Source organism: Mesorhizobium jarvisii, assembly GCF_003601985.1.
GTDB lineage: Bacteria > Pseudomonadota > Alphaproteobacteria > Rhizobiales > Rhizobiaceae > Mesorhizobium > Mesorhizobium jarvisii.
In genome coordinates, this window is record NZ_QZXA01000001.1 from 265,207 (window position 1) to 283,181 (window position 17,975).

At 63.0% G+C, this 17,975-nt stretch carries 25 protein-coding genes; 10 read left to right on the forward strand and 15 right to left on the reverse strand.

Going from position 1 to position 17,975, the window contains the following annotated elements; translation table 11 throughout:
- Positions 1-39 precede the first annotated feature (39 nt).
- The 8 genes from D3242_RS01340 to D3242_RS01375 are packed head-to-tail and all read right to left on the reverse strand — an operon-like array spanning position 40 to position 2,846.
- A complete protein-coding gene (locus tag D3242_RS01340; protein ID WP_064983146.1) occupies positions 40-246 on the reverse strand; it encodes a hypothetical protein in 207 nt (68 codons plus the stop codon).
- Positions 246-965 carry a hypothetical protein gene (locus tag D3242_RS01345; RefSeq protein WP_064983148.1) on the reverse strand — a complete coding sequence of 240 codons (720 nt, stop codon included), beginning with the start codon at positions 963-965 and terminating at the stop codon, positions 246-248. The genes D3242_RS01340 and D3242_RS01345 overlap by 1 nt, the downstream gene beginning before the upstream one ends.
- Complete coding sequence (locus tag D3242_RS01350; RefSeq protein WP_064983150.1) at positions 962-1,201, reverse strand: hypothetical protein; 240 nt, start codon at positions 1,199-1,201, stop codon at positions 962-964. The genes D3242_RS01345 and D3242_RS01350 overlap by 4 nt, the downstream gene beginning before the upstream one ends.
- The gene (locus D3242_RS01355) at positions 1,198-1,644 is read right to left on the reverse strand and encodes a hypothetical protein (protein WP_064983152.1); all 447 of its coding nucleotides are present in this window, start codon (positions 1,642-1,644) and stop codon (positions 1,198-1,200) included. The genes D3242_RS01350 and D3242_RS01355 overlap by 4 nt, the downstream gene beginning before the upstream one ends.
- Positions 1,641-2,024: a helix-turn-helix domain-containing protein gene (locus D3242_RS01360; RefSeq protein ID WP_064983154.1), complete on the reverse strand. Its 384-nt coding sequence runs from the start codon at positions 2,022-2,024 to the stop codon at positions 1,641-1,643. The genes D3242_RS01355 and D3242_RS01360 overlap by 4 nt, the downstream gene beginning before the upstream one ends.
- Positions 2,021-2,215 carry a hypothetical protein gene (locus tag D3242_RS01365; protein WP_064983156.1) on the reverse strand — a complete coding sequence of 65 codons (195 nt, stop codon included), beginning with the start codon at positions 2,213-2,215 and terminating at the stop codon, positions 2,021-2,023. Before D3242_RS01365 ends, D3242_RS01360 begins: the two co-directional genes overlap by 4 nt.
- On the reverse strand, positions 2,212-2,547 hold the full coding sequence (locus tag D3242_RS01370) for a hypothetical protein (protein WP_064983158.1): 336 nt from the start codon (positions 2,545-2,547) through the stop codon (positions 2,212-2,214). Before D3242_RS01370 ends, D3242_RS01365 begins: the two co-directional genes overlap by 4 nt.
- Positions 2,544-2,846 (reverse strand): helix-turn-helix domain-containing protein, encoded by a 303-nt coding sequence (locus D3242_RS01375; RefSeq protein WP_081296028.1) that lies wholly within the window; start codon positions 2,844-2,846, stop codon positions 2,544-2,546. Before D3242_RS01375 ends, D3242_RS01370 begins: the two co-directional genes overlap by 4 nt.
- A 204-nt stretch (positions 2,847-3,050) precedes the next feature.
- Here D3242_RS01375 and D3242_RS01385 point away from each other — a divergent pair, with 204 nt between their 5' ends.
- From D3242_RS01385 to D3242_RS01400, 5 genes are all read left to right on the forward strand, one after another.
- Positions 3,051-3,725 (forward strand): hypothetical protein, encoded by a 675-nt coding sequence (locus D3242_RS01385; RefSeq protein WP_064983163.1) that lies wholly within the window; start codon positions 3,051-3,053, stop codon positions 3,723-3,725.
- Entirely contained in the window at positions 3,725-4,168 is a 444-nt protein-coding gene (locus D3242_RS01390) for a hypothetical protein (protein WP_064983165.1), read from the forward strand. The genes D3242_RS01385 and D3242_RS01390 overlap by 1 nt, the downstream gene beginning before the upstream one ends.
- Positions 4,165-4,449 carry a hypothetical protein gene (locus D3242_RS33255; protein WP_147377445.1) on the forward strand — a complete coding sequence of 95 codons (285 nt, stop codon included), beginning with the start codon at positions 4,165-4,167 and terminating at the stop codon, positions 4,447-4,449. Before D3242_RS01390 ends, D3242_RS33255 begins: the two co-directional genes overlap by 4 nt.
- Positions 4,446-4,619: a hypothetical protein gene (locus D3242_RS33435; RefSeq protein ID WP_155772697.1), complete on the forward strand. Its 174-nt coding sequence runs from the start codon at positions 4,446-4,448 to the stop codon at positions 4,617-4,619. The genes D3242_RS33255 and D3242_RS33435 overlap by 4 nt, the downstream gene beginning before the upstream one ends.
- Before the next feature lie 203 nt (positions 4,620-4,822).
- Positions 4,823-5,695, forward strand: a complete 873-nt coding sequence (locus D3242_RS01400) for a tyrosine-type recombinase/integrase (protein WP_167470406.1) — start codon at positions 4,823-4,825, stop codon at positions 5,693-5,695.
- 108 nt (positions 5,696-5,803) lie between these two features.
- Here D3242_RS01400 and D3242_RS01405 read toward each other — a convergent pair whose 3' ends face one another.
- Positions 5,804-7,096, reverse strand: coding sequence for an MFS transporter (locus D3242_RS01405; RefSeq protein WP_064983168.1), 1,293 nt, complete (start codon positions 7,094-7,096; stop codon positions 5,804-5,806).
- Positions 7,097-7,215: 119 nt separating this feature from the next.
- Here D3242_RS01405 and D3242_RS01410 point away from each other — a divergent pair, with 119 nt between their 5' ends.
- Complete coding sequence (locus D3242_RS01410; RefSeq protein ID WP_064983170.1) at positions 7,216-8,133, forward strand: LysR substrate-binding domain-containing protein; 918 nt, start codon at positions 7,216-7,218, stop codon at positions 8,131-8,133.
- Positions 8,134-8,151: 18 nt separating this feature from the next.
- On the opposite strand, the gene der is transcribed toward D3242_RS01410, so the two are convergent.
- Positions 8,152-9,591, reverse strand: a complete 1,440-nt coding sequence (der, locus tag D3242_RS01415; protein WP_019856920.1) for a ribosome biogenesis GTPase Der — start codon at positions 9,589-9,591, stop codon at positions 8,152-8,154.
- 63 nt (positions 9,592-9,654) lie between these two features.
- Entirely contained in the window at positions 9,655-10,320 is a 666-nt protein-coding gene (locus tag D3242_RS01420) for a tetratricopeptide repeat protein (protein WP_019856919.1), read from the reverse strand.
- A 235-nt stretch (positions 10,321-10,555) separates the two neighbouring features.
- Between D3242_RS01420 and D3242_RS01425 the strand changes: the two genes are divergently transcribed.
- The gene (locus D3242_RS01425; RefSeq protein ID WP_064983171.1) at positions 10,556-11,563 is read left to right on the forward strand and encodes a polysaccharide deacetylase family protein; all 1,008 of its coding nucleotides are present in this window, start codon (positions 10,556-10,558) and stop codon (positions 11,561-11,563) included.
- Positions 11,564-11,593: 30 nt separating this feature from the next.
- On the opposite strand, the gene sbmA is transcribed toward D3242_RS01425, so the two are convergent.
- The 3 genes from sbmA to D3242_RS01440 all read right to left on the reverse strand — a co-directional run bounded on the left by sbmA (position 11,594) and on the right by D3242_RS01440 (position 14,470).
- On the reverse strand, positions 11,594-12,853 hold the full coding sequence (gene sbmA, locus D3242_RS01430) for a peptide antibiotic transporter SbmA (protein WP_019856917.1): 1,260 nt from the start codon (positions 12,851-12,853) through the stop codon (positions 11,594-11,596).
- A 114-nt stretch (positions 12,854-12,967) separates the two neighbouring features.
- Complete coding sequence (locus D3242_RS01435) at positions 12,968-14,128, reverse strand: YbfB/YjiJ family MFS transporter (protein ID WP_064983173.1); 1,161 nt, start codon at positions 14,126-14,128, stop codon at positions 12,968-12,970.
- A 117-nt stretch (positions 14,129-14,245) separates the two neighbouring features.
- Complete coding sequence (locus D3242_RS01440; protein WP_019856916.1) at positions 14,246-14,470, reverse strand: hypothetical protein; 225 nt, start codon at positions 14,468-14,470, stop codon at positions 14,246-14,248.
- Between the two features lie 96 nt (positions 14,471-14,566).
- On the opposite strand from D3242_RS01440, the gene D3242_RS01445 reads away from it, so the two are divergent.
- The 3 genes from D3242_RS01445 to D3242_RS01455 all read left to right on the forward strand — a co-directional run bounded on the left by D3242_RS01445 (position 14,567) and on the right by D3242_RS01455 (position 17,202).
- A complete protein-coding gene (locus tag D3242_RS01445) occupies positions 14,567-15,481 on the forward strand; it encodes a LysR substrate-binding domain-containing protein (RefSeq protein WP_064983174.1) in 915 nt (304 codons plus the stop codon).
- 85 nt (positions 15,482-15,566) lie between these two features.
- Positions 15,567-16,823, forward strand: a complete 1,257-nt coding sequence (locus D3242_RS01450; RefSeq protein WP_064983176.1) for an aminopeptidase — start codon at positions 15,567-15,569, stop codon at positions 16,821-16,823.
- 22 nt (positions 16,824-16,845) lie between these two features.
- Positions 16,846-17,202, forward strand: a complete 357-nt coding sequence (locus D3242_RS01455; RefSeq protein ID WP_064983177.1) for a DUF488 domain-containing protein — start codon at positions 16,846-16,848, stop codon at positions 17,200-17,202.
- 102 nt (positions 17,203-17,304) lie between these two features.
- On the opposite strand, the gene D3242_RS01460 is transcribed toward D3242_RS01455, so the two are convergent.
- Positions 17,305-17,655, reverse strand: coding sequence for an ArsC family reductase (locus D3242_RS01460; RefSeq protein ID WP_064983179.1), 351 nt, complete (start codon positions 17,653-17,655; stop codon positions 17,305-17,307).
- Between the last annotated feature and the right edge of the window lie 320 nt (positions 17,656-17,975).

A 17,975-nucleotide genomic window follows, 5' to 3' on the forward strand; every position in this document is an offset into this window, starting at 1 on the left:
GATAGGGCCAGGATGGCGAGGGCGATCAGGATGCGCATGTCAACTCTTTCGGTTCGCGACCTCCGCGACTGCCTGCCGAACATCACTCGTCACGCGCAGGACGATAATGCCGGCCTCGATTGGGGTGTCGTACCCGTCCCCGATCAGCCCGATCTTGGCCTTGAATGTCTGGCCCCAGATGGTGACGTCGACCTCGACATCGGTAAACCGGATGAAGGTGTCTTTCAGCGGAAGGTCTCCGCCCATCACGCCGCCTGCTTCCTGCGCTGATGGTCTCGCTGGCGGCGCATCTGGTTGCGCTTGGCGCTCCACGAAAAGTCGTCTTGATCTGGTGAGAGAACCCTGGCGAAGGCCCCGTCGGCGATCCAGGAATTGATGCAATCCCGCTCGCCAATGTCATCGCCCGTTATATCTGCAACATCACTGATTTGAGGGGGGTCTTGCAACAGGCGGATTTGGGCCGATCCGCTATGCTGCGATGCGTTGCGAACCAGAATGGCTGAAATTTGGGCCAAAGCGCGATCTTTTCTTGCGCGGCCGGTGTTGGGATGGATGCCCTCGACCTTGAAACACCAGCGCCGAAATGACTTGCCACCGACCTTGGAGCGAGCCCAGGCGAGCAGCGCGCGCCGCTCATTGTCGTTGCCGACCGAGAGAAGCCATTCGTACAGCGCCTCGAGTTCGCTGATCTCCCGCGCCGACGGCATGAAGCCGATGCGCTCCCAGAATGCCTTACGCTCGGCCGCCAGCGGGTCTTCGTTGTCATCCAACCAGTCGCCTTGGATGAGCTTGCCCTTCTTGACGACGCGCTGTTCCCTGGCCTTACCCCATCCGTTCTTGTCTGCTTGGTCATGGACATAGGGAAGCTGCTGCGCTCGCAAGGGCGCCGGCCCCACATGCTCATGGCTGGCGCGCTCGATCTCCGCGGCTCGGATGAAGCGTTCTGCTATTTCCCCGATGTTCATGATTCTCTCCAGTGCGTAGGTTCTGGAACGCGGTGCTCGCTGTCGATACGCATCCAGCCGGTGGCGTCTTCCACCTCTGCGAATGTTTTGCCGGTAATAGGGTCGGCAAGCGAGCCGAAGCGAACTGTGCGCCAAACCGCTGGCCCTTCGTAGATTATCGCGCCTTCGTAGACTCGCTTGACATGAACCGTCGAGCCATCCTTTGGGGCAGTTTCGATAGACATCCACTTCGTCATGCTGTCCTCCGGCGGTCGTCGAGCAAATCAGGCTGATCCGCCCATTTCCCGAACCGCTTATATAGCCTCTCCTGCACCATGCCGGCCAGCGCCGGTCTGATCTTGACGAAGCCGCGCAACTGCTGGGCAACGAACTGAAGCTCGCCGACGGGTGCAGCATCCCATACCTCAAACCAGTCGGTTGGCCGCTCATGGTAGACCTTGGCATAGGCACGCAACAGGTCAGAGGCCGCCCACAGACCACTTTCGTCGAGCAGCGCCTTGTTGTTCGCGGTCTCGGCCAAGGTGCGCATGACGGCCCGCGCGTGGTGCATGCCGAAGCGCTCGATGATGCGATGGATGGATGCGACGGCGCGCGTCTGGCCTATGTCGGGATAGCGGTTCGCCGGCACGATCTCGATGCCGAATTCCTGACAGAGTGCGGTGACGCGCGGATCGATCATGCGAGACCTCGCTTGCGCAACGCCGCCAGGGCCGATGTATGATCGCGCCTGAACAGCCTGCCGAGTTGGTTGAGCGACATCGAGGGCCGCGCGGTCTTTACCGCCGCAACGGCGTCAAACCTAGCCTCGATGACGTTGCGCCTACGGCTCTTGCCGATGATATCCGCGAATTTCAGGCCGTGCTTGCGCGCGATATCGGCGATAATGGTCTGGGCTTCGGTGCGCGGGATGACCAGCCGCACCACGTTGTCCGCCACGGGGACGGCCACCAGCGCGATCTCTTCCCTCACCGCCTCAATGGCCGCGATGGGCTGTCCTCGCTCGCTGGCGCGTCTGGCTATGCCTGCCATGGTGCGGGAGTAGGCGTAGAGCTTGCTCACTTCGCCTCCCCGACATCATCGAAAGTGAATTTCTGCCCTTCAGGGCCAAAGCAGCCGGCGCCGATATGGTCCTTGTAAAGCTTCAGTTCGATGACGGTCCGCTTGCATTGCGCCTCGGTCATCTGGGTTTGCTTCACGTCCGATATCCCCGTGAAGCCGCCGATTACGATGATGAGAGCCCAAGTCGTCATGCCGATTTCCTCCGTTCAACTCGCACCTGACGCCCGCGCACGATCACGGCCCCCAGCGCCTGTTCCTGCTCTGCCGCGCGCTGTGCTGCTTTCTGTTCGTGCCAGGCAGCGATTCCGAGCACGTCGCGGGCCTCAGTGATTTCGCCCCGAATTGGCGGGTTGAGGCGCGCGCGGACGTATTCCTTGGCCGCTTCAAGCGCTCTTCCCGCTGTCGGATATGGCTCGCAGCCTGGAATGAACCGGAAGGGCTGGCTATCAAACAGGCGGTAGCTGCCGCGATATCCGCCACGGACGGGCACGGCGTTGAATTCGGGCAGGAAGCAGCCGGTCATGGCAGCGCCTCCAGATGGTAGCCCTCGGTGCCCGGCCCTGATCTCGCCTTTGGAATCGTCCAACCTAGCCTGGGCAATTTCTTCCGCAGCCGGATCATGATGACCGATATCGTCACGCCCGGATTGTCAGGGCCGCCGCCGGCTTCGTTGCTGTAGAGGATGTCCGCGAGCCGATCCCTGGTGATCGACCGTGGATATGCCCGCACCAAGATTTCCACGATGCGACGCTCAATCGGGCCAAGCGATGCGCTCGACAGTCCCTCTATCGGCGCGCGGGGCGGCGAGCCGGTGTTGACCAACGCTCAGGTGCTTTGCAAAGTCTGCCACACCGAAAAGTCTGGCGACGACATCCGCCGCACCAGGAAGGCTGACAAGCAGCGCGACAAGGCCAGCGGCGCCATCAAGCCAGCCGGCAAGCTTCGCGGCCCATCATTCGCCCAATCACCGAAACCCAAGCGCGAACGGCCTCAATTGCCCGCGCGCAGCCTTTTCAGGAGCGCATCATGAGCGGAGAGACGAAGACACTCGAAGCCCTTGCCCGAGCCTATGACCGCGAAGACGCCTCACAGCGTGGCGAGCCCGATCCTTGGGACGACGGCGCCGAAGATCCTATCTGGCGCGCTGAACGCCTCGCCTGTGCCAAAGCAGCGATGCAGGCGATCAGCACCCCTATAGCAGCGGGTGGCGGAGAGGCGACTGCCAGCGCGGTATTCGACGCTATCAGGCCCTATGTCCGCGACTTCGTGGATTTCGACCTAGTGCGACACGTCCTCCGCGAAGCCCTTTCCACCCCCGCATCTGGAGGACTGGCGGTGAAGGCGCTGCGCGACGCGATGCGGCAGGCAATGGACATTTATCAAGCCGATGCGGAGTCGGATATCGGCGAGGCCATGTTCATGGTTTTGCACACCGCGCTCTCTTCCCTCGACCGCACCACCCTTCCTACGGCGGAAGGATGGCAGACAATGGACAGCGCGCCGAAGGACGGGACGGCGATAATCGGCTCGAATGACGATGAAACAGCCTACATCTGCGCTTGGGTCGCTGACGACGCCGAGGGCAATGGTGACTGGCTGGCATATGGGTCAGACGTAGTAAACCCTCGCCGCTGGATACCTGTGCCGTCTGGAAAAGTGATGATCCGCGCATTCGTAGCCCCTTCTAATGGAGCCCAGTAATGGCCGACGACCTGATCGAGAGACTGCGGGACGCTGTCACGCACGAAGGCAATATTACCTTCACCGAATACGAATCCATCGTTCGCGAAGCCGCCGACGCCCTCGCCGCCAAGGACAAAGCACTGGAGGAATTGAGGGCGGAACTGGAGGCATTGAAGCGCGAGAACAAATCGCTTTCGGCTGAGATCGATGCTCTGGAGGAGGAAGGCTGCGGCGTCGATGACGATATCCGCAAACTGAATACCCGCGCCGAGGCCGCAGAATCCCAACTGGAGATGGCTAGGAAGGCGCTGGAGCCGTTTGCGCGGGAGGCCGAAGTGTGGGGCGGCTATGATGAGACCGAAGCTCTCGTAGAGGGTTGGAATGGCGGCCCCGCCTCACAATTGACAGTCGCCCATCTCCGTGCCGCCGCCCGCGCCCAGGCTGATGGAGAGACGCCATGAGCGAGACAGACGCAAACGGATGGCTTGATATCAGCACGGCGCCAAAGGATGGCACCCGTGTGATCTTGGCCGTCCCCCACTACGAATCCGGCTGGAATATCGGTGAGGCATATTTCGACGCCTCGAACCCGGAAGATGGTGACTGGTGGTGGGCGGGTTCAAGCGCTGGCGATTATTGGGCGTCACCGCTGCGCGAATGCAACCATCATCCGCCATCTCATTGGCAGCCATTGCCGAATCCGCCCGTCCCCAACCCTCCCTCAGAGGGGGAGACACGGTGACAAAAGCTCTCGCGCTCTCGCAACGGGAGGCCCGGACATTGCTGCGCGCGGCCGAGGCGGAGCGCGGGATTATCGAAGTCAAGATAGGCGACAAGGTTTTCCGCCTTATCCCCGAATGTTTCGCACAGGAAACTCCCAAGGTTGACGGCAAGGAAAAGGGCTACTTCTGATGCGCTCCATGCCGCGCCCCCGCAAGCCTTACGTCCACAAGGAAACGACCCGCCATGGGAAAACCGTCTGGTATTTCCGGCGCGGGAAAGAGGCGCGTATCCGCCTGCCTGGCGTGTTCGGTTCGAAGGAATTCAGCGCCGCCTATGACCAAGCGGCTGCCGGCAAGCCTATCGAAAAGCGCGCCACGGCGCCACAGTCTTCCATGCGCTGGCTGGTCGATCGCTATTATGAGAGCGGACGATATTCGAAGATGAAGCCGAACACGCAGCGCAATCACCGGCTGATGCTGGAGAGCGTTTGCAAGAATGGCGGGGACCGGTCGTTTCGCAACTCGACATCTGCCGACATCATGGCCGGCGTGGTCCGCAGGGAAGCGACCCCGCGCATGGCGGCAACCTACGTGAGCGTGATGCGCGCGGTGTTCGACTTCGCCAAGGATAGCGGCTGGATCGCCGTCAACCCGGTAGGGATCGACATCAAAGCGCGGCAGGAGAAGTCGGACGGCTACCACACATGGACCGTCGAAGAGGTCGAGCGCTACCAGGAACGACACCCGGTCGGCACGCAAGCGCGGCTAGCTATGGACATCTTCCTTTTCACCGGGCTTCGCCGGTCGGATGCCGTCACACTGGGCCACCAGCACGTCAGGGGCGGCGTACTGAGCATTCGGGCGGGGAAGAATGGCGCGGAGATCACAATCCCGCTCCTAGCGCCTCTGCGGGCTTCTATCGAGGCTGCCGAGACCGGAGACCTGATCTTCCTCTTCAACAGCCGCAAGCAGCCGTGGAAGAGTAACAGCTTCGGCTATTGGTTTGCGGATAGGTGCATCGAGGCTGGCATCATCAAGGGCCGCGCCCATGGGCTCAGGAAGGCCGGCGCCACCATCGCGGCGAACAACGGGGCGACACCTTTCGAGCTGACCGCCATGTATGGTTGGTCATCCACAAAGATGGCTGAGGTCTACACCCGCAAGGCCGATCGGGTTAAGCTGGCGGAACGCGCCGCGAACAAGCTATTCCCGCACCAACCGAAAGGTGCGGGCAAGAGGCGCAAATCACCAAGCGAAAACAAGTAGTTGAAAAGTCGCGATTAACTCTGATGGGACGTTAACGGGATCGATCGGGTTTTCTCAGTCGGCTCAAGGTCGTGGTTTCGAAGTCGGGCGGTTTTAGGGCCGGAGCGTTCAGGCGGGTCGCAGGAAGACCGGCCAGGCGATCAGCGCGCAGACGGCAGCCGACAGCCAGACACCCGACCAGGACCAGAGGTGCAGCAACCCCGGAATGGCCACCGGCACAAGGAAGAAGCCAACGAAGACAAAGGTGTTAGCCAGGCTGAGCGCGGTTCCGACATGGCCGGCGCCGGCAAGCGTGGCAAGCTCGGTATAGGCGACACCATGCCAGGCGGAGACCGAGATGCCCGCGACAATCAACACCGAGGGAAGGACGGCGATCAGAAAGGACCGGCCGCCCGGCAATGCGGGGCTGGCCAGGACCATCAGCCAAAGCACAGAGAAGGCCAACCCGCTGAGCGCACCGCACGAGCGCAGAAACTGGCGACGGTTGCCATGGCGGTCGGTGAAGCGGCCGCTCCAGACGCGCATGACCATGGCGCCGATCTGCACGGCTGCGAGGCTCGCGCTGATCGCCGCTGTCCCCAGCCCGACGAAGTCGTGCAGGAACACCGATGCGAAAGTAAGCACCGCCACTTGCGGGAAGCAGAGCAGGCCGATGGCGGTGGCGATGCGCCAGACCTCGATGTTGCGCAGCGGCGCCGGTCCGGCCACGGCGGACGCAACGACGTGACCTGTCGTTGGCGGTTCGTGCAGCCAGCGCCAGGCAAACAGCGCGGAGAGAGCGGAGGCGCCGGCCAGTAGCGCGAACACCGCGGAAAAGCCGAAAGCAAGCGCAAGCGACGGCAGGACAAGCGCGCCGAGACCGCCGCCGAGTGGCACCGCCGTCTGCCTTATGCTCATGGCGAAACCGCGCTCGTTTTCCCGGAACCAGCCCATGATGGCGCGGCCGCTCGAGCCGTTGACGCTGCCGCCGAGCAGTCCGGTGAGGAGCAGGCTTGCCGACAGCAGCATGACATCGGGAACGCCCGACCTTGTCGGCACGACGAGCATGGCCATGGCAAGGAGCCAGGCCGCCGTCGCGCCAAGCCCGATCAGGAGCACGCGGCGATCGCCCCAGCGATCCGTGAGCAAGCCCCAGGGCAATTCGCTGAGTGCAACGCCCAAGCCGAGAAGGCCGAGTGCGAGGCCAAGTTCGGCATTGCTTAGGTGGTAGCCCTGACGCAGCACGACCGCCGTTGCCGGTATGCCGGAGAAGGTGGCCGAGAAACTGGCGTTGGCGGCGACACCGATGCCCAGGACCTTCCAGCGGTGGCCGGGGCTGAACACCCTTCCGGCAGGGCCGGCAGCACTGCCTCCCAGCAATTTCTGCGTGTCTTGGTCGGTGCAGTCGAGGATGGCGGACATGATTTCATTCCCGTGACGGCCCAGTCGCCTGGACCTTGACGGCATTTCTCTAACGCCATAGGTTCATCCTTAAAATCAGGAAGTTTTTGACTATCAATCCTGAAAAGCAGGACGTTTCCATGCAACGCGTGACCTTCGACCTCGACGTTCTCCGCAGTTTCGTCACTGGCATGGAGCTGAGCAGCTTTGCCAAGGCCGCCGACCGGCTTGGCCGGTCGACCTCGGCGGTCAGCGCGCAATTGAAGAAACTGGAAGAGCAGGCAGCGACGCCGATCTTCCGCAAATCGGGGCGTGGGCTGGCCTTGACCGAGGCCGGTGAGACTATGCTCGGCTATGCGCGGCGGCTGCTCGAACTAAATGACGAGGCGGCGGCGGCCATCCACGATGTCGAACTGGAGGGCTGGGTGCGGCTCGGCCTGCAGGAGGATTTCGGCGAGGCGGTGCTGCCGGACGTGCTCGGCCGCTTCGCCCGCGCCCACCCCAAGGTCAAGATCGAGGCCAGGATCGCGCGCAGCCACGAGCTTGCCGAAAGGGTGATGTCAGGCAGCCTCGACATCGCTCTCGCCTGGCACAGCGGCCAGACGCTGCCCTACAGCGAGCATGTCGCCGATGTTCCAATGCGCTGGATCGGCCCGGCAAAGCGCATCGAGACCAGTTTGCGCGACGGAGAACCGCTGCCGCTGGTGGCGCTCGAGGCGCCATGCCTGTTGCGCACGGTGGCGACGGAAACGCTCGACCGCGCCGGGCTGCCCTGGCGCATGGCCTTCTCCAGCCCGAGCCTTGGCGGCATATGGGCGGCTGTCGCGGCGGGGCTGGGGCTGACGATCCGCACCGATATCGGCCTGCCGGCCAGCGTCAGTGCGATGACGCCAGAGATTGCCGGTCTGCCGGCGCTGCCCAAGATGGCGTTGTTCCTGCACCGCCGGGATGCCGAACCCGAGCCGGTGGCGGCCCGCCTCGGAGACATATTGCTGGAGGCGGCACGGCAGGCCTTGCCGGGCAATGCGCGGACTGTGGGCTTGCGTGCGGTCGCCTGATCGGACGAGTACCGACGCTCAGTTGCGCTTCTTGGCCCGGCCGGCGAACGGATTGTCCGAGGTGCGCAGCGCGATGCGGATCGGCACGCCCGGCATGTCGAAGGCTTCGCGCAGGCTGTTGGAGAGATAGCGCACATAGGATTGCGGCATCGCATCCGGCCGCGAGCACTGGACCACAAAGCCCGGCGGCCGCGTCTTGGCCTGGGTGACGTACTTGACCTTCAGCCGGCGCCCGGCAACGGCGGGCGGCGGGTGATGCGCCAGTATGGCTTCCAGCCAGCGGTTGAGCTTGCCGGTCGAGACGCGGCTGTTCCAGACCTTGTGGGTCCGCAATACCGCATCCATCAGCTTGTCGAGGCCGCGCCCGGTCTCGGCCGAGACCGGCACCGCCTGGATGCCGCGCACCTGCGGCAGCAGCCGCTCGGTCTTCTCGCGCAGTTCCGCCAGAAGCTCCTGCGGATGATCGATCAGGTCCCATTTGTTGAAGGCGATCACCGGCGCCCTGCCCTCGCGGATGATCAAATCGGCGATCTGCAGATCCTGCTTCTCGAAGGGAATGGTGGCATCGAGCACGATGATAACGATCTCGGCGAAACGAATGGCGCGCAAGCCATCCTGCACCGACATCACTTCCAGCTTTTCGTGGATCCTGGCCTTGCGGCGCATGCCGGCCGTGTCGAACAGCTTCAGCCGACGGCCATGCCAATCCCAGTCGACGGAGATCGAATCGCGGGTGATGCCGGCTTCCGGTCCGGTCAAAAGCCGCTCCTCGCCGATCAGCGCATTGATCAGCGTCGACTTGCCGGCATTCGGGCGGCCGACGACAGCGATGCGCATCGGCTTGGTGTCGTCGTAGGTGTGCACATCCTCGGCGTCAGGGTCGGCAATGTCCTCGCCGATCAGCACCTCGGTGGCGGCGATCTCGTCGTCTTCGCCCTCTTCGTCTTCGCCGAAGGCGCGCGCCTCGCCGATCGCCGCGATCACAGCATCGCGCAGATCGGGCATGCCCTGGCCATGTTCGGCCGAAACCGGGATCGGCTCGCCCAGCCCGAGTTCCCAGGCCTCCAGCATGCCGCCCTGCGCGCCCTTGGCCTCGGCCTTGTTGGCGACCAGAACCACCGGTTTGCCGGACTTGCGCACGATCTCGGCGAAGGTCCTGTCGTCGGGCAGCAGGCCGGACTTGGCGTCGATGGTGAAGAAGATCAGGTCGGCTTCGTGGATAGCGATCTCGGTCTGCGCGCGCATGCGGCCGGGCAAGGTCGATGCGCCGGCGTCCTCGAAACCAGCTGTGTCGATGACATCGAAATGCAGATCGTAAAGCTTGGCGGCATGGACGCGACGGTCGCGGGTGACGCCCGGCGTGTCGTCGACAAGCGCCAGCTTCCTTCCCACCAGCCGATTGAAAAGGGTCGATTTGCCGACGTTAGGTCTGCCGATGATGGCGACTTTGAAGGTCATACGGTCCTACAATCATGCATGTCGTTGTCCCAAAACCGCTGCACACTTTTGGGCGACATGCACTTACGAGGCATTGCCCGAGCCGCGGATCAGCTCGGACATCAGCGTTGCCCGCTCGCGGGTGTTGCGCGGGGCTCCGTCATCGGCCGCGATCTGGTCGAACAGTTTCAGCGCATCCTGGGTCTTGCCTTCCTTCCAGGCGGCAAGGCCGAGCGCCTCGCGCGCCGTGTGGCGCAGCGTGTTGGTGTCCGATGTCAGCGCCTCGACGCGGCTGGAGACGTCGGCGAAGGAACCGTGGTCGACGAGCAGCAGTGCTGCCCTGAGCCGCGCCATGTCGCGAATGCCCTGGGGAATGGCGGTGTCGGCGGCGACATCGTCGAAATCCTTGACGGCGGCAGCAGTGTCGCCCTTGCTCGCCTTGACGGTGGCGGCACGCATGCGGGCAAGCAGCGGATAGGCGCCGTAGCCATCCTTCTCCAGCTGGTCGAGCGCGGCCAGCGCCTCGTCGTTCTTGCCGTCATTGGCCAGCTTCAGCGCTTGCGAGAAGGCATCGCCGGAGCGGTTGGCGCGCGTCTCGTCCCAATAGCGATAGCCGACGAAGGCAGCGGTGCCGAGCACCACGAGGATCGCGATGACGAGCAAAGCCGGGCCGAAACGGTCCCACAGCTTCTGCGCCTGCTCGCGACGCATCTCGTCGTTGACTTCACGGATAAAACTGTCGTCGGACATCAATCAAACCACTTTTGCCCCGGGCCGGGGCGGTTCATGAGCCCGCGTTTTAGCGAAATTTTGTCGGCATGGAAGGGGTTCGGCCGGAAAATCGCCTATTCCCCAGGGGCAAACGGATGTTTGGCCGGGGGAAACGGATGTTTGCCCGGCCAAACCGCCCAAAAAGCCCAATCGCACCCACGCCACATTTCGGGGATAGCCGGCTTGTGACCGCCCGGAGCCTGTAAGTTTGCCGATGCCCAGTTTGTCCCGCGTTGCTGCGTTCGCGCTTGCCTCCCTCGCCTGTGCCGGCGCCGCTCTAGCCGATCCGCCCGCACCGCCAATGCCGGCAAAGCCGAAGCAGGTGGTCATCATCTCGTTCGACAGCGCCCGCGACATCTCGCAGTGGAAGCGCAGCCGCGCTCTGGCGCAGCGCACCGGCGCGCATTTCACCTATTTTCTCTCCTGCGTCTTCCTGCTGTCGCCGGAGACACGCAACGAATACACCGCACCGGGCAAAACAGCAGGTAAATCCAATATCGGCTTTGCCGCTTCCAAACAGGAGGTGGCCGAGCGGCTGGAACAGATCGGCCTCGCCGCGCATGAAGGCCACGATATCGCCAGCCACGCCTGCGGCCATTTCGACGGCAAGGACTGGAGCAAGGCCGACTGGCTGAAGGAATTCACCTCGTTCGCACACATTCTCGAGAACGCCTATGCGATCAACGGCATCGCACCTGAACCCGCCGGCTGGCGCGATTTCGCCCGGCATTCCGTGGTCGGTTTCCGCGCGCCCTATCTGTCGGCCAGCAAGGCGCTTTACGAGGCGCTGCCCGCCGCCGGCTACCAGTTCGACGCCAGCGGCGTCTCGCAAGGCCCTGCCCAGCCACCAACCGTCGGCGGCATCACCCGCTTTTCACTGCCGCAGATCCCGGAAGGACCGAAATCACGGCCGGTGATCGCCATGGATTACAATCTCTATGTCAGGCATTCCGGCGGCTTCGAAAAGCCGAGCAAGTTGGACGAGTTCGCCGAGCGGACCTATCAGGCGTTTCGCGCCGCCTTCGACGCGCAATATCAGGGCAAGCGCATTCCGCTGGAACTCGGCTTCCACTTCACGCTGATGAATGACGGCGCCTACTGGAACGCGCTGGAGCGCTTCGCCGGCGAGGTCTGCGTCAAATCCGAGGTCGAATGCATCAGTTTTCACGATTATATCGCGCGGCAGGCTGCCGGCCAGAAGCAAACCTCGGTTGGCGGCTGAGCCGCCAACCCGTTTTACGTCAAACCCTCACTATGCCGGATCTTCGGCGCCCTGCCTTGCCAGATAGCGCTGATCGATATCGGGCAGCGGTTCGCCCAGCAGCGTCGCCTCGAAGGCGCGCAGGCGCTTGTGGACCGATTGCAGCTCGACAATGGTCGACCACGAGGTGAGGAGGAATTGCAGCGAACCCGTCACCTTGCCGAAGGCGTTCGAGATCTGGTTCAGCGCACCGAACGTTATCTTGTGCGCGACCAGCGACGGACCCAGGATCAGCAGCGAGAAGATGTTGTCGGCCTGCAGGTAGGTGTACCGGACGACGTTGAAATAGATGTAGTGGAAATAGAGCCTGAAATAATTGTGGCGGACATTGGCGAACAGCTCGGCGGTGGTGGCAGGCTGTGCACGATCCACATGATCCTCGCCGTAAACCAGTTCCTTGCGGTAGGCGGCTTCGACGCGCTGGTTGCGGAACTGCAACCCCGGAAGTTTCAGGCCGGCAATCATCACCGAGATCGTTCCGAACAGACACCAGGCAAGCGCCGCGACCACCAGGGGCTGCGGGATCGCGCCGATGATCGGCAATTCGCTGATATGGGCCTGCAGTTGGATCATCACCGGCAGGAAGGCGATCAAGGTCATGATCGACTGGACGAAGCTGGAGCCGAGATCTTCCATGATCTGCGAAAACCGCATCGTGTCTTCCTGGATGCGCTGCGAAGCACCCTCGATATGGCGCAGCCTGGCCCAGTTCTCGATGAAGTAGTTGTTCATCGCCGTGCGCCAGCGGAAGATCCAGTGGCTGACGATAAAGGCATTGACCACCTGCACATTCATGCCGACCAGCGCCAGCCAGGAAAAGTCGGCCAGCCCGGTATAAAATTCACCGTTGGTCGATTTTCCGGTCCCTGACATCAGCCCCTGCACATAGTCGAAGAAAGGCCCGTACCAGGCGTTGACGGCGACGCTGACCTGCACATTGAAATAGATGAAGAACAGGATGACCGCCGTCATCAGGATCGACCAGCGCTGCCACGGATGCGGCGAATACCAACTCCAGAATGCGTAGAAGATGGCGACGCAGGCCACGAAGTAGATGTAGAACCAGAGGAACGGCTTCGACACGAGAACGGCGATACCGATGATGGGCGGCGCGTCGGCGGCGGCTGCCGGCAGGCCAAAAATCGCGCCCAATTGCTCACCGCCGAAAAACCAGAACAGGATCGCCGCAAGGCTCCAGATGGCGGCCGAAGAGAAGAAGAGCTTCGGCTGCGGGAAGAAGGATACGAACACTGTGGCGAATTCCTTGCTTGATGGGCAAATCAGCTGACTTCGGCGGGCATAAAGTCACACATTAGGGGGAAAGAAAATGCCTGCCCGATGCCCGGCGCAGAGCAAGACCACAAATCATGGCGATTTTGGCACGGCCGACCACGTGATGACGCCGGAGACCACCAGCATGGCCGCAGCGACAATCGAAGCGAGGAAGAAATTGCCTGACATCTGCGCCAAAAGGCCGGCGGCGATCGGGCCGACGATCTGGCCAAGGCCGAACGACGCCGTCATCAAGGCAAAGATGCGCCGGGGCGCCTGTGGCGCCTGCTGGCGGGCGGCCTGCAGGCCAAGCGCGGTGATGGCGATGAAGGTGCCGCCGAGCAGCAGACCGCCAAGCAGCGGCCCGGAATATCCGCCAAGCGCCACGCTGGCGGTGACGCCGATCACTTCTATGAAACATGCCAACGCATAGGCTGCATTGAGCCCGACCCGTCCGGCTATCTTCTGCCACAACCAGGTCGAGGGAAAACCGGCGAGGCCGGCGACCAGCCAGACCATGGCCTCGAAGACGCGGCTGCCGCCGCCCTGGCGGACGATAGCGACCAGGAACGTCGCCGTCACCACATAGCCAAACCCAAACAGGCCGTAGGCGACGATCATCTTCATCAGCGACCGGTCTTTCGGCAGGGCCGGCTCACGGACGGCTTGGCCGTTGGCCAGCGGGCCTTCGTTCGTCAGCAGCGTCACGACCACGAAGCCGCAAGCTGAAATTGCCGCCGACCACAACCAGCCCGCAGCCCAGCCGGCATGCTCGGTGACCAGCACCGCCATCATCACTGCGGAGATCGCGATGCCGAGGCCGACACCGCCGAAATGCCAGGCCTGCAGGTCGCCACGACCGGCGGCAGTGATATGGCTGAAAACGATGCTGGCCATGAAGACCATGACGAAGGCGCTGGCCAGCCCGGCCAGAAAGCGGATGAGGAGAAAGGCGACCATGGCGTCGGTCAGCCCCATCAGCGCGGCAAGGACGGTGCTGGCGCCAAGACTGCCCAGCATCAGCAGACGCTCGCGGCCATGCGCCCAGCCGCCCGCCGCCACAAAGGCGCCGACGAGGTAGCCGAGATAGTTGGCCGAGGCGATCCACCCGGCATTGGCCGGCGACAGATGCAGCTCTTCCATCATGCCGGGCAGGATCGGCGTATAGACGAAGCGGCCGATGCCCATGGCCACCGCCATCGCGATCATGCCGGCGACGGTGAAGCGCAGCGCTGTTGAGGTGGCCGATCTCATTGCAGCGCACAATAAATGCAGGGATCGCTGAAACAATCCACCATCCGTTGGGCCAGTGCGCGCGCAGAGAGGCGCGACGGGTTCGACTCCTAATTGAGCTGAAGGCGCGTCATCGGCTTAGCTGCGCCCACCCAAACCGGCATGCAACGAAGCGGTCTCGTGCACCGTTCGCCGGGCCGTCAGCCTGAACGGCACGTCGCCCAATTCACGCTCCGACATGGTGTTCAGCACGGGATGCGACAGCGGATCGGTCAGCCATGTCTGCGTGTCGTTCTGCGCGCGCGACCCGGACGGCGTGCCCATGGCGAACAGAACCTTCAGCGACGACAACAGCCTTGACATTTCCGGCTCCTCGGATCTGGCTCCCATCGATAAAGTCTGCCGTTCCCTCTCGTCATTCAATTGAGATTTCAGCCGGAACGGTTTAGAAAATCTCAAATGGCCATGCTCAACCGCGTTCATCTCAACGGCCTTCGCGCCGTCGAAACCGTAGCCCGTCTCGGCTCGCTTGCTGCGGCCGCCGGCGAGCTCAACGTTTCCGTCAGCGCCGTCAGCCAGCAGATAAGCCGCACCGAAAAGCAGGTCGGCCAGGCGCTGTTCGAGCGCACGGCAAGTGGTCTGGTGCTGACCGAGTTCGGCGCCGTCTTCGCGACCCGCCTCGGGGCTGGATTTCGCGAGCTTGCGCAGGCCGTGGCGCTGGCCGACGAAGCGAGCCAATGCACATTGGTCGTCTCGGCGGCACCGGCCTTCGCTTCGAAATGGCTGCTGCCCAGGCTGTCGCGTCACTTCGACCGCCATCCCAATGTGCTGTTGCGCATCGACGCGTCGGTGCGGCTGGCCAATCTCGACCATTCCGACGTCGACATCGCCATCCGGCTTGGCGACGGCAAATGGTCCGGCGGCCAAGCCGAACTGCTCCTGGCGCAGGAAGTGTTCCCGGTCTGCGCACCTGACATCGCCCGGAAACTGAAGTCGATCGAGGACCTTGCCCAGACCTGCGCCATTACCGACGAGCGGGCGATGATCAACTGGGAGAGCTGGTTCGCGGCAGCCGGTGTTGCGCCCGTCACCTTCCAGAAAGGCGCGCGCTTCACAGACCCGATGCTGTGCCTGGAATCGGCGATTGCCGGCCATGGCGTGATGCTGGGCTGGCAATTGCTGACAGCGGATGCGCTGGCCGACGGGCGGCTGGTGGCGCCGTTCGGCATCCGCGCCCAGAGCGGGCTCGGCTACTGGATGGTGACCGCGTCGGCCAAGACGGAGAGCCGCAAGGTCCGGGATTTCAAGGCCTGGATCAAGGAAGAGATCGAGGCGACGATGGCGCAGTTCGGATCACTCGAAAGCGCTGCTTAAGCTTGGCCCACCGCAAACCCGGTGGAAAGGATCATGGCAGCGGTCTATGTATGGGTCAGATTCCCACATCACGGCAGGCAGGATCATGACCACACATTCGCGCGGCGTTTCCGCAACGATCGACCCGGTGAAGCTCGACAGGCTGGCGGAAGTCGCCATCAAGGTCGGCCTGCAATTGCAGCCCGGCCAGGATCTCGTACTGACCTCGTCGATCGCGGCCCTGCCGCTGACCAGGCGCATCGTCGAGCATGCCTACAAGGCCGGTGCCGGTCTGGTGACACCGATCTTCAATGACGACGAGATGACGCTGGCGCGCTACCGCTTCGGCGCCGACGCCAGCTTCGATCGCGCCGCCGGCTGGCTCTATGAAGGCATGGCGAAGGCTTTTTCCAACAATACCGCCAGGCTTGCCGTGCGCGGCGAGGATCCGTCGCTCCTGTCGGCGCAGGACCCGGCAAAAGTGGCGCGCGCCAACAAGGCCAATTCCATGGCCTACCAGCCGGCGCTGGAAAAGATTACCGGCTTCGACATCAACTGGAACATCGTCGCATACCCGGATCTCGCCTGGGCCAAGCAGGTGTTTCCCGGAGATGCCGACGATGTCGCGGTGGCGAAACTCGCCGACGCGATCTTCGCGGCGTCGCGGGTCGACGTTGAAGACCCGATCGGCGATTGGAAGGCGCACAATGCCGCGCTGCGCGGCCGCACCGAGTGGCTCAACGGCCATAATTTCCATGCGCTGCATTTCACCGGACCGGGCACCGACCTGACGGTCGGGCTGGCGGACGGCCATGAATGGATGGGCGGTGCCTCGACCGCCAAGAACGGCATCACCTGCAATCCCAACATCCCGACCGAGGAGGTCTTCACCACGCCGCATGCCAGGCGCGTCGAGGGCCATGTCTCCTCGACCAAGCCGCTGTCCTACCAAGGCACGCTGATCGACGAGATCTCCGTGCGTTTCGAAGAAGGCAGGATCGTCGAGGCCAAGGCGTCGAAAGGCGAAGATGTCTTGAAGAAAGTGCTCGACACCGACGAGGGCGCCCGCCGTCTCGGCGAGGTCGCGCTGGTGCCGCATTCCTCGCCGATCTCGGCCAGCGGCCTGTTGTTCTTCAACACGCTGTTCGACGAAAATGCCGCCTGCCACATCGCGCTCGGCCAGTGTTATTCCAAATGCTTCGTCGACGGCGCCTCGCTCAGCCAAGACGAGATCGCCGCGCGCGGCGGCAACAAGAGCTTTATCCACATCGACTGGATGATCGGCTCGGACAAGATCGACATTGACGGCGTCCACAAGGACGGCAGCCGCGTGCCGGTGATGCGCAAGGGCGAGTGGGCCTGAGGGTTCGGCGTAGGGAGGTCGAATGGCTTTCGACCTGATGGTCAAGCGGATTTACGAGCCGCCCGCTCCCGATGACGGGCAGCGGGTGCTGGTCGATCGCATCTGGCCGCGCGGCGTCAGCAAGGAGCATGCCGCGCTGGCCCTGTGGCTGAAGCAGATCGCGCCGAGCGACGCGTTGCGGAAGTGGTTCGGGCACGAGCCGCAGCGCTGGGCGGAGTTTCGGAAGCGGTACGGGGCTGAGCTGGACGGGAATGGTGAGGCGGTGGCGACGCTGCGCGACCTGCTTCGCGAGGGCAAGGTGACGCTGCTCTACGGCGCGCATGATGAGGCGCACAACAATGCGGTGGCGCTGGCGGAGTATCTACGCGGTATGGGCTGAGGCGGCCGGACCTTTCTGAGGCCGGCGGGACAGCGCGCGCCCCTCTGTCCTGCCTGACATCTCCCCCACGAGGGGGGAGATCGGACGTCGCAATGCTTTCGCCTACTTCCCGACCGCCTGCTCATAAACTTCCGGCTTGAAGCCGACCAGAACCCGGTCGCCGACCTCGAGCACCGGCCGCTTGACCATCGTCGGCTTGGCCAGCATCAGCGCCTTCGCCTTCTTTTCGTCGAGACCTTGCTTGTCCTTATCCGCCAATTCACGAAATGTGGTGCTGGCCTTGTTGAGCAGCTTTTCCCAGCCAACCTTGCCGACCCAGCCATCCAGCCGCTTGTTGTCCAGCCCCTCCGCACGAAAATCGTGAAAGCGATAGGCAACGTCATGGCTCTCCAGCCAGACGCGCGCCTTCTTGACCGTGTCGCAGGTGGTGATGCCGTAAATCGTAGTCGTCAAGGCGCGTCCCTCAAGCTGACAGTCGAATCCGTCCCACAGCCTAAAACCGCCCTTCCCGCTTTGCCAGCGCCCAGGCCCGCACCGTCGGAATTTTTGGACTTGCCAGTACTAAGGATTTTCCTCCACCGCGAAGACGCGACCCGCAAAAACCATGAGGAAATGGGTTTCTTCAACGGCTGGGGTACGGTGGCCGACCAGTTTGCCAAGTATGTGAAGACCATTTGAATTTGCATGGCGGCCAGGGGATTGCCCCGGACGCCATGCTCATTTTTCAAACTTGCAACGAAGAGAGCAAAGGTCGGAAAGCCTGACTTCCGGCC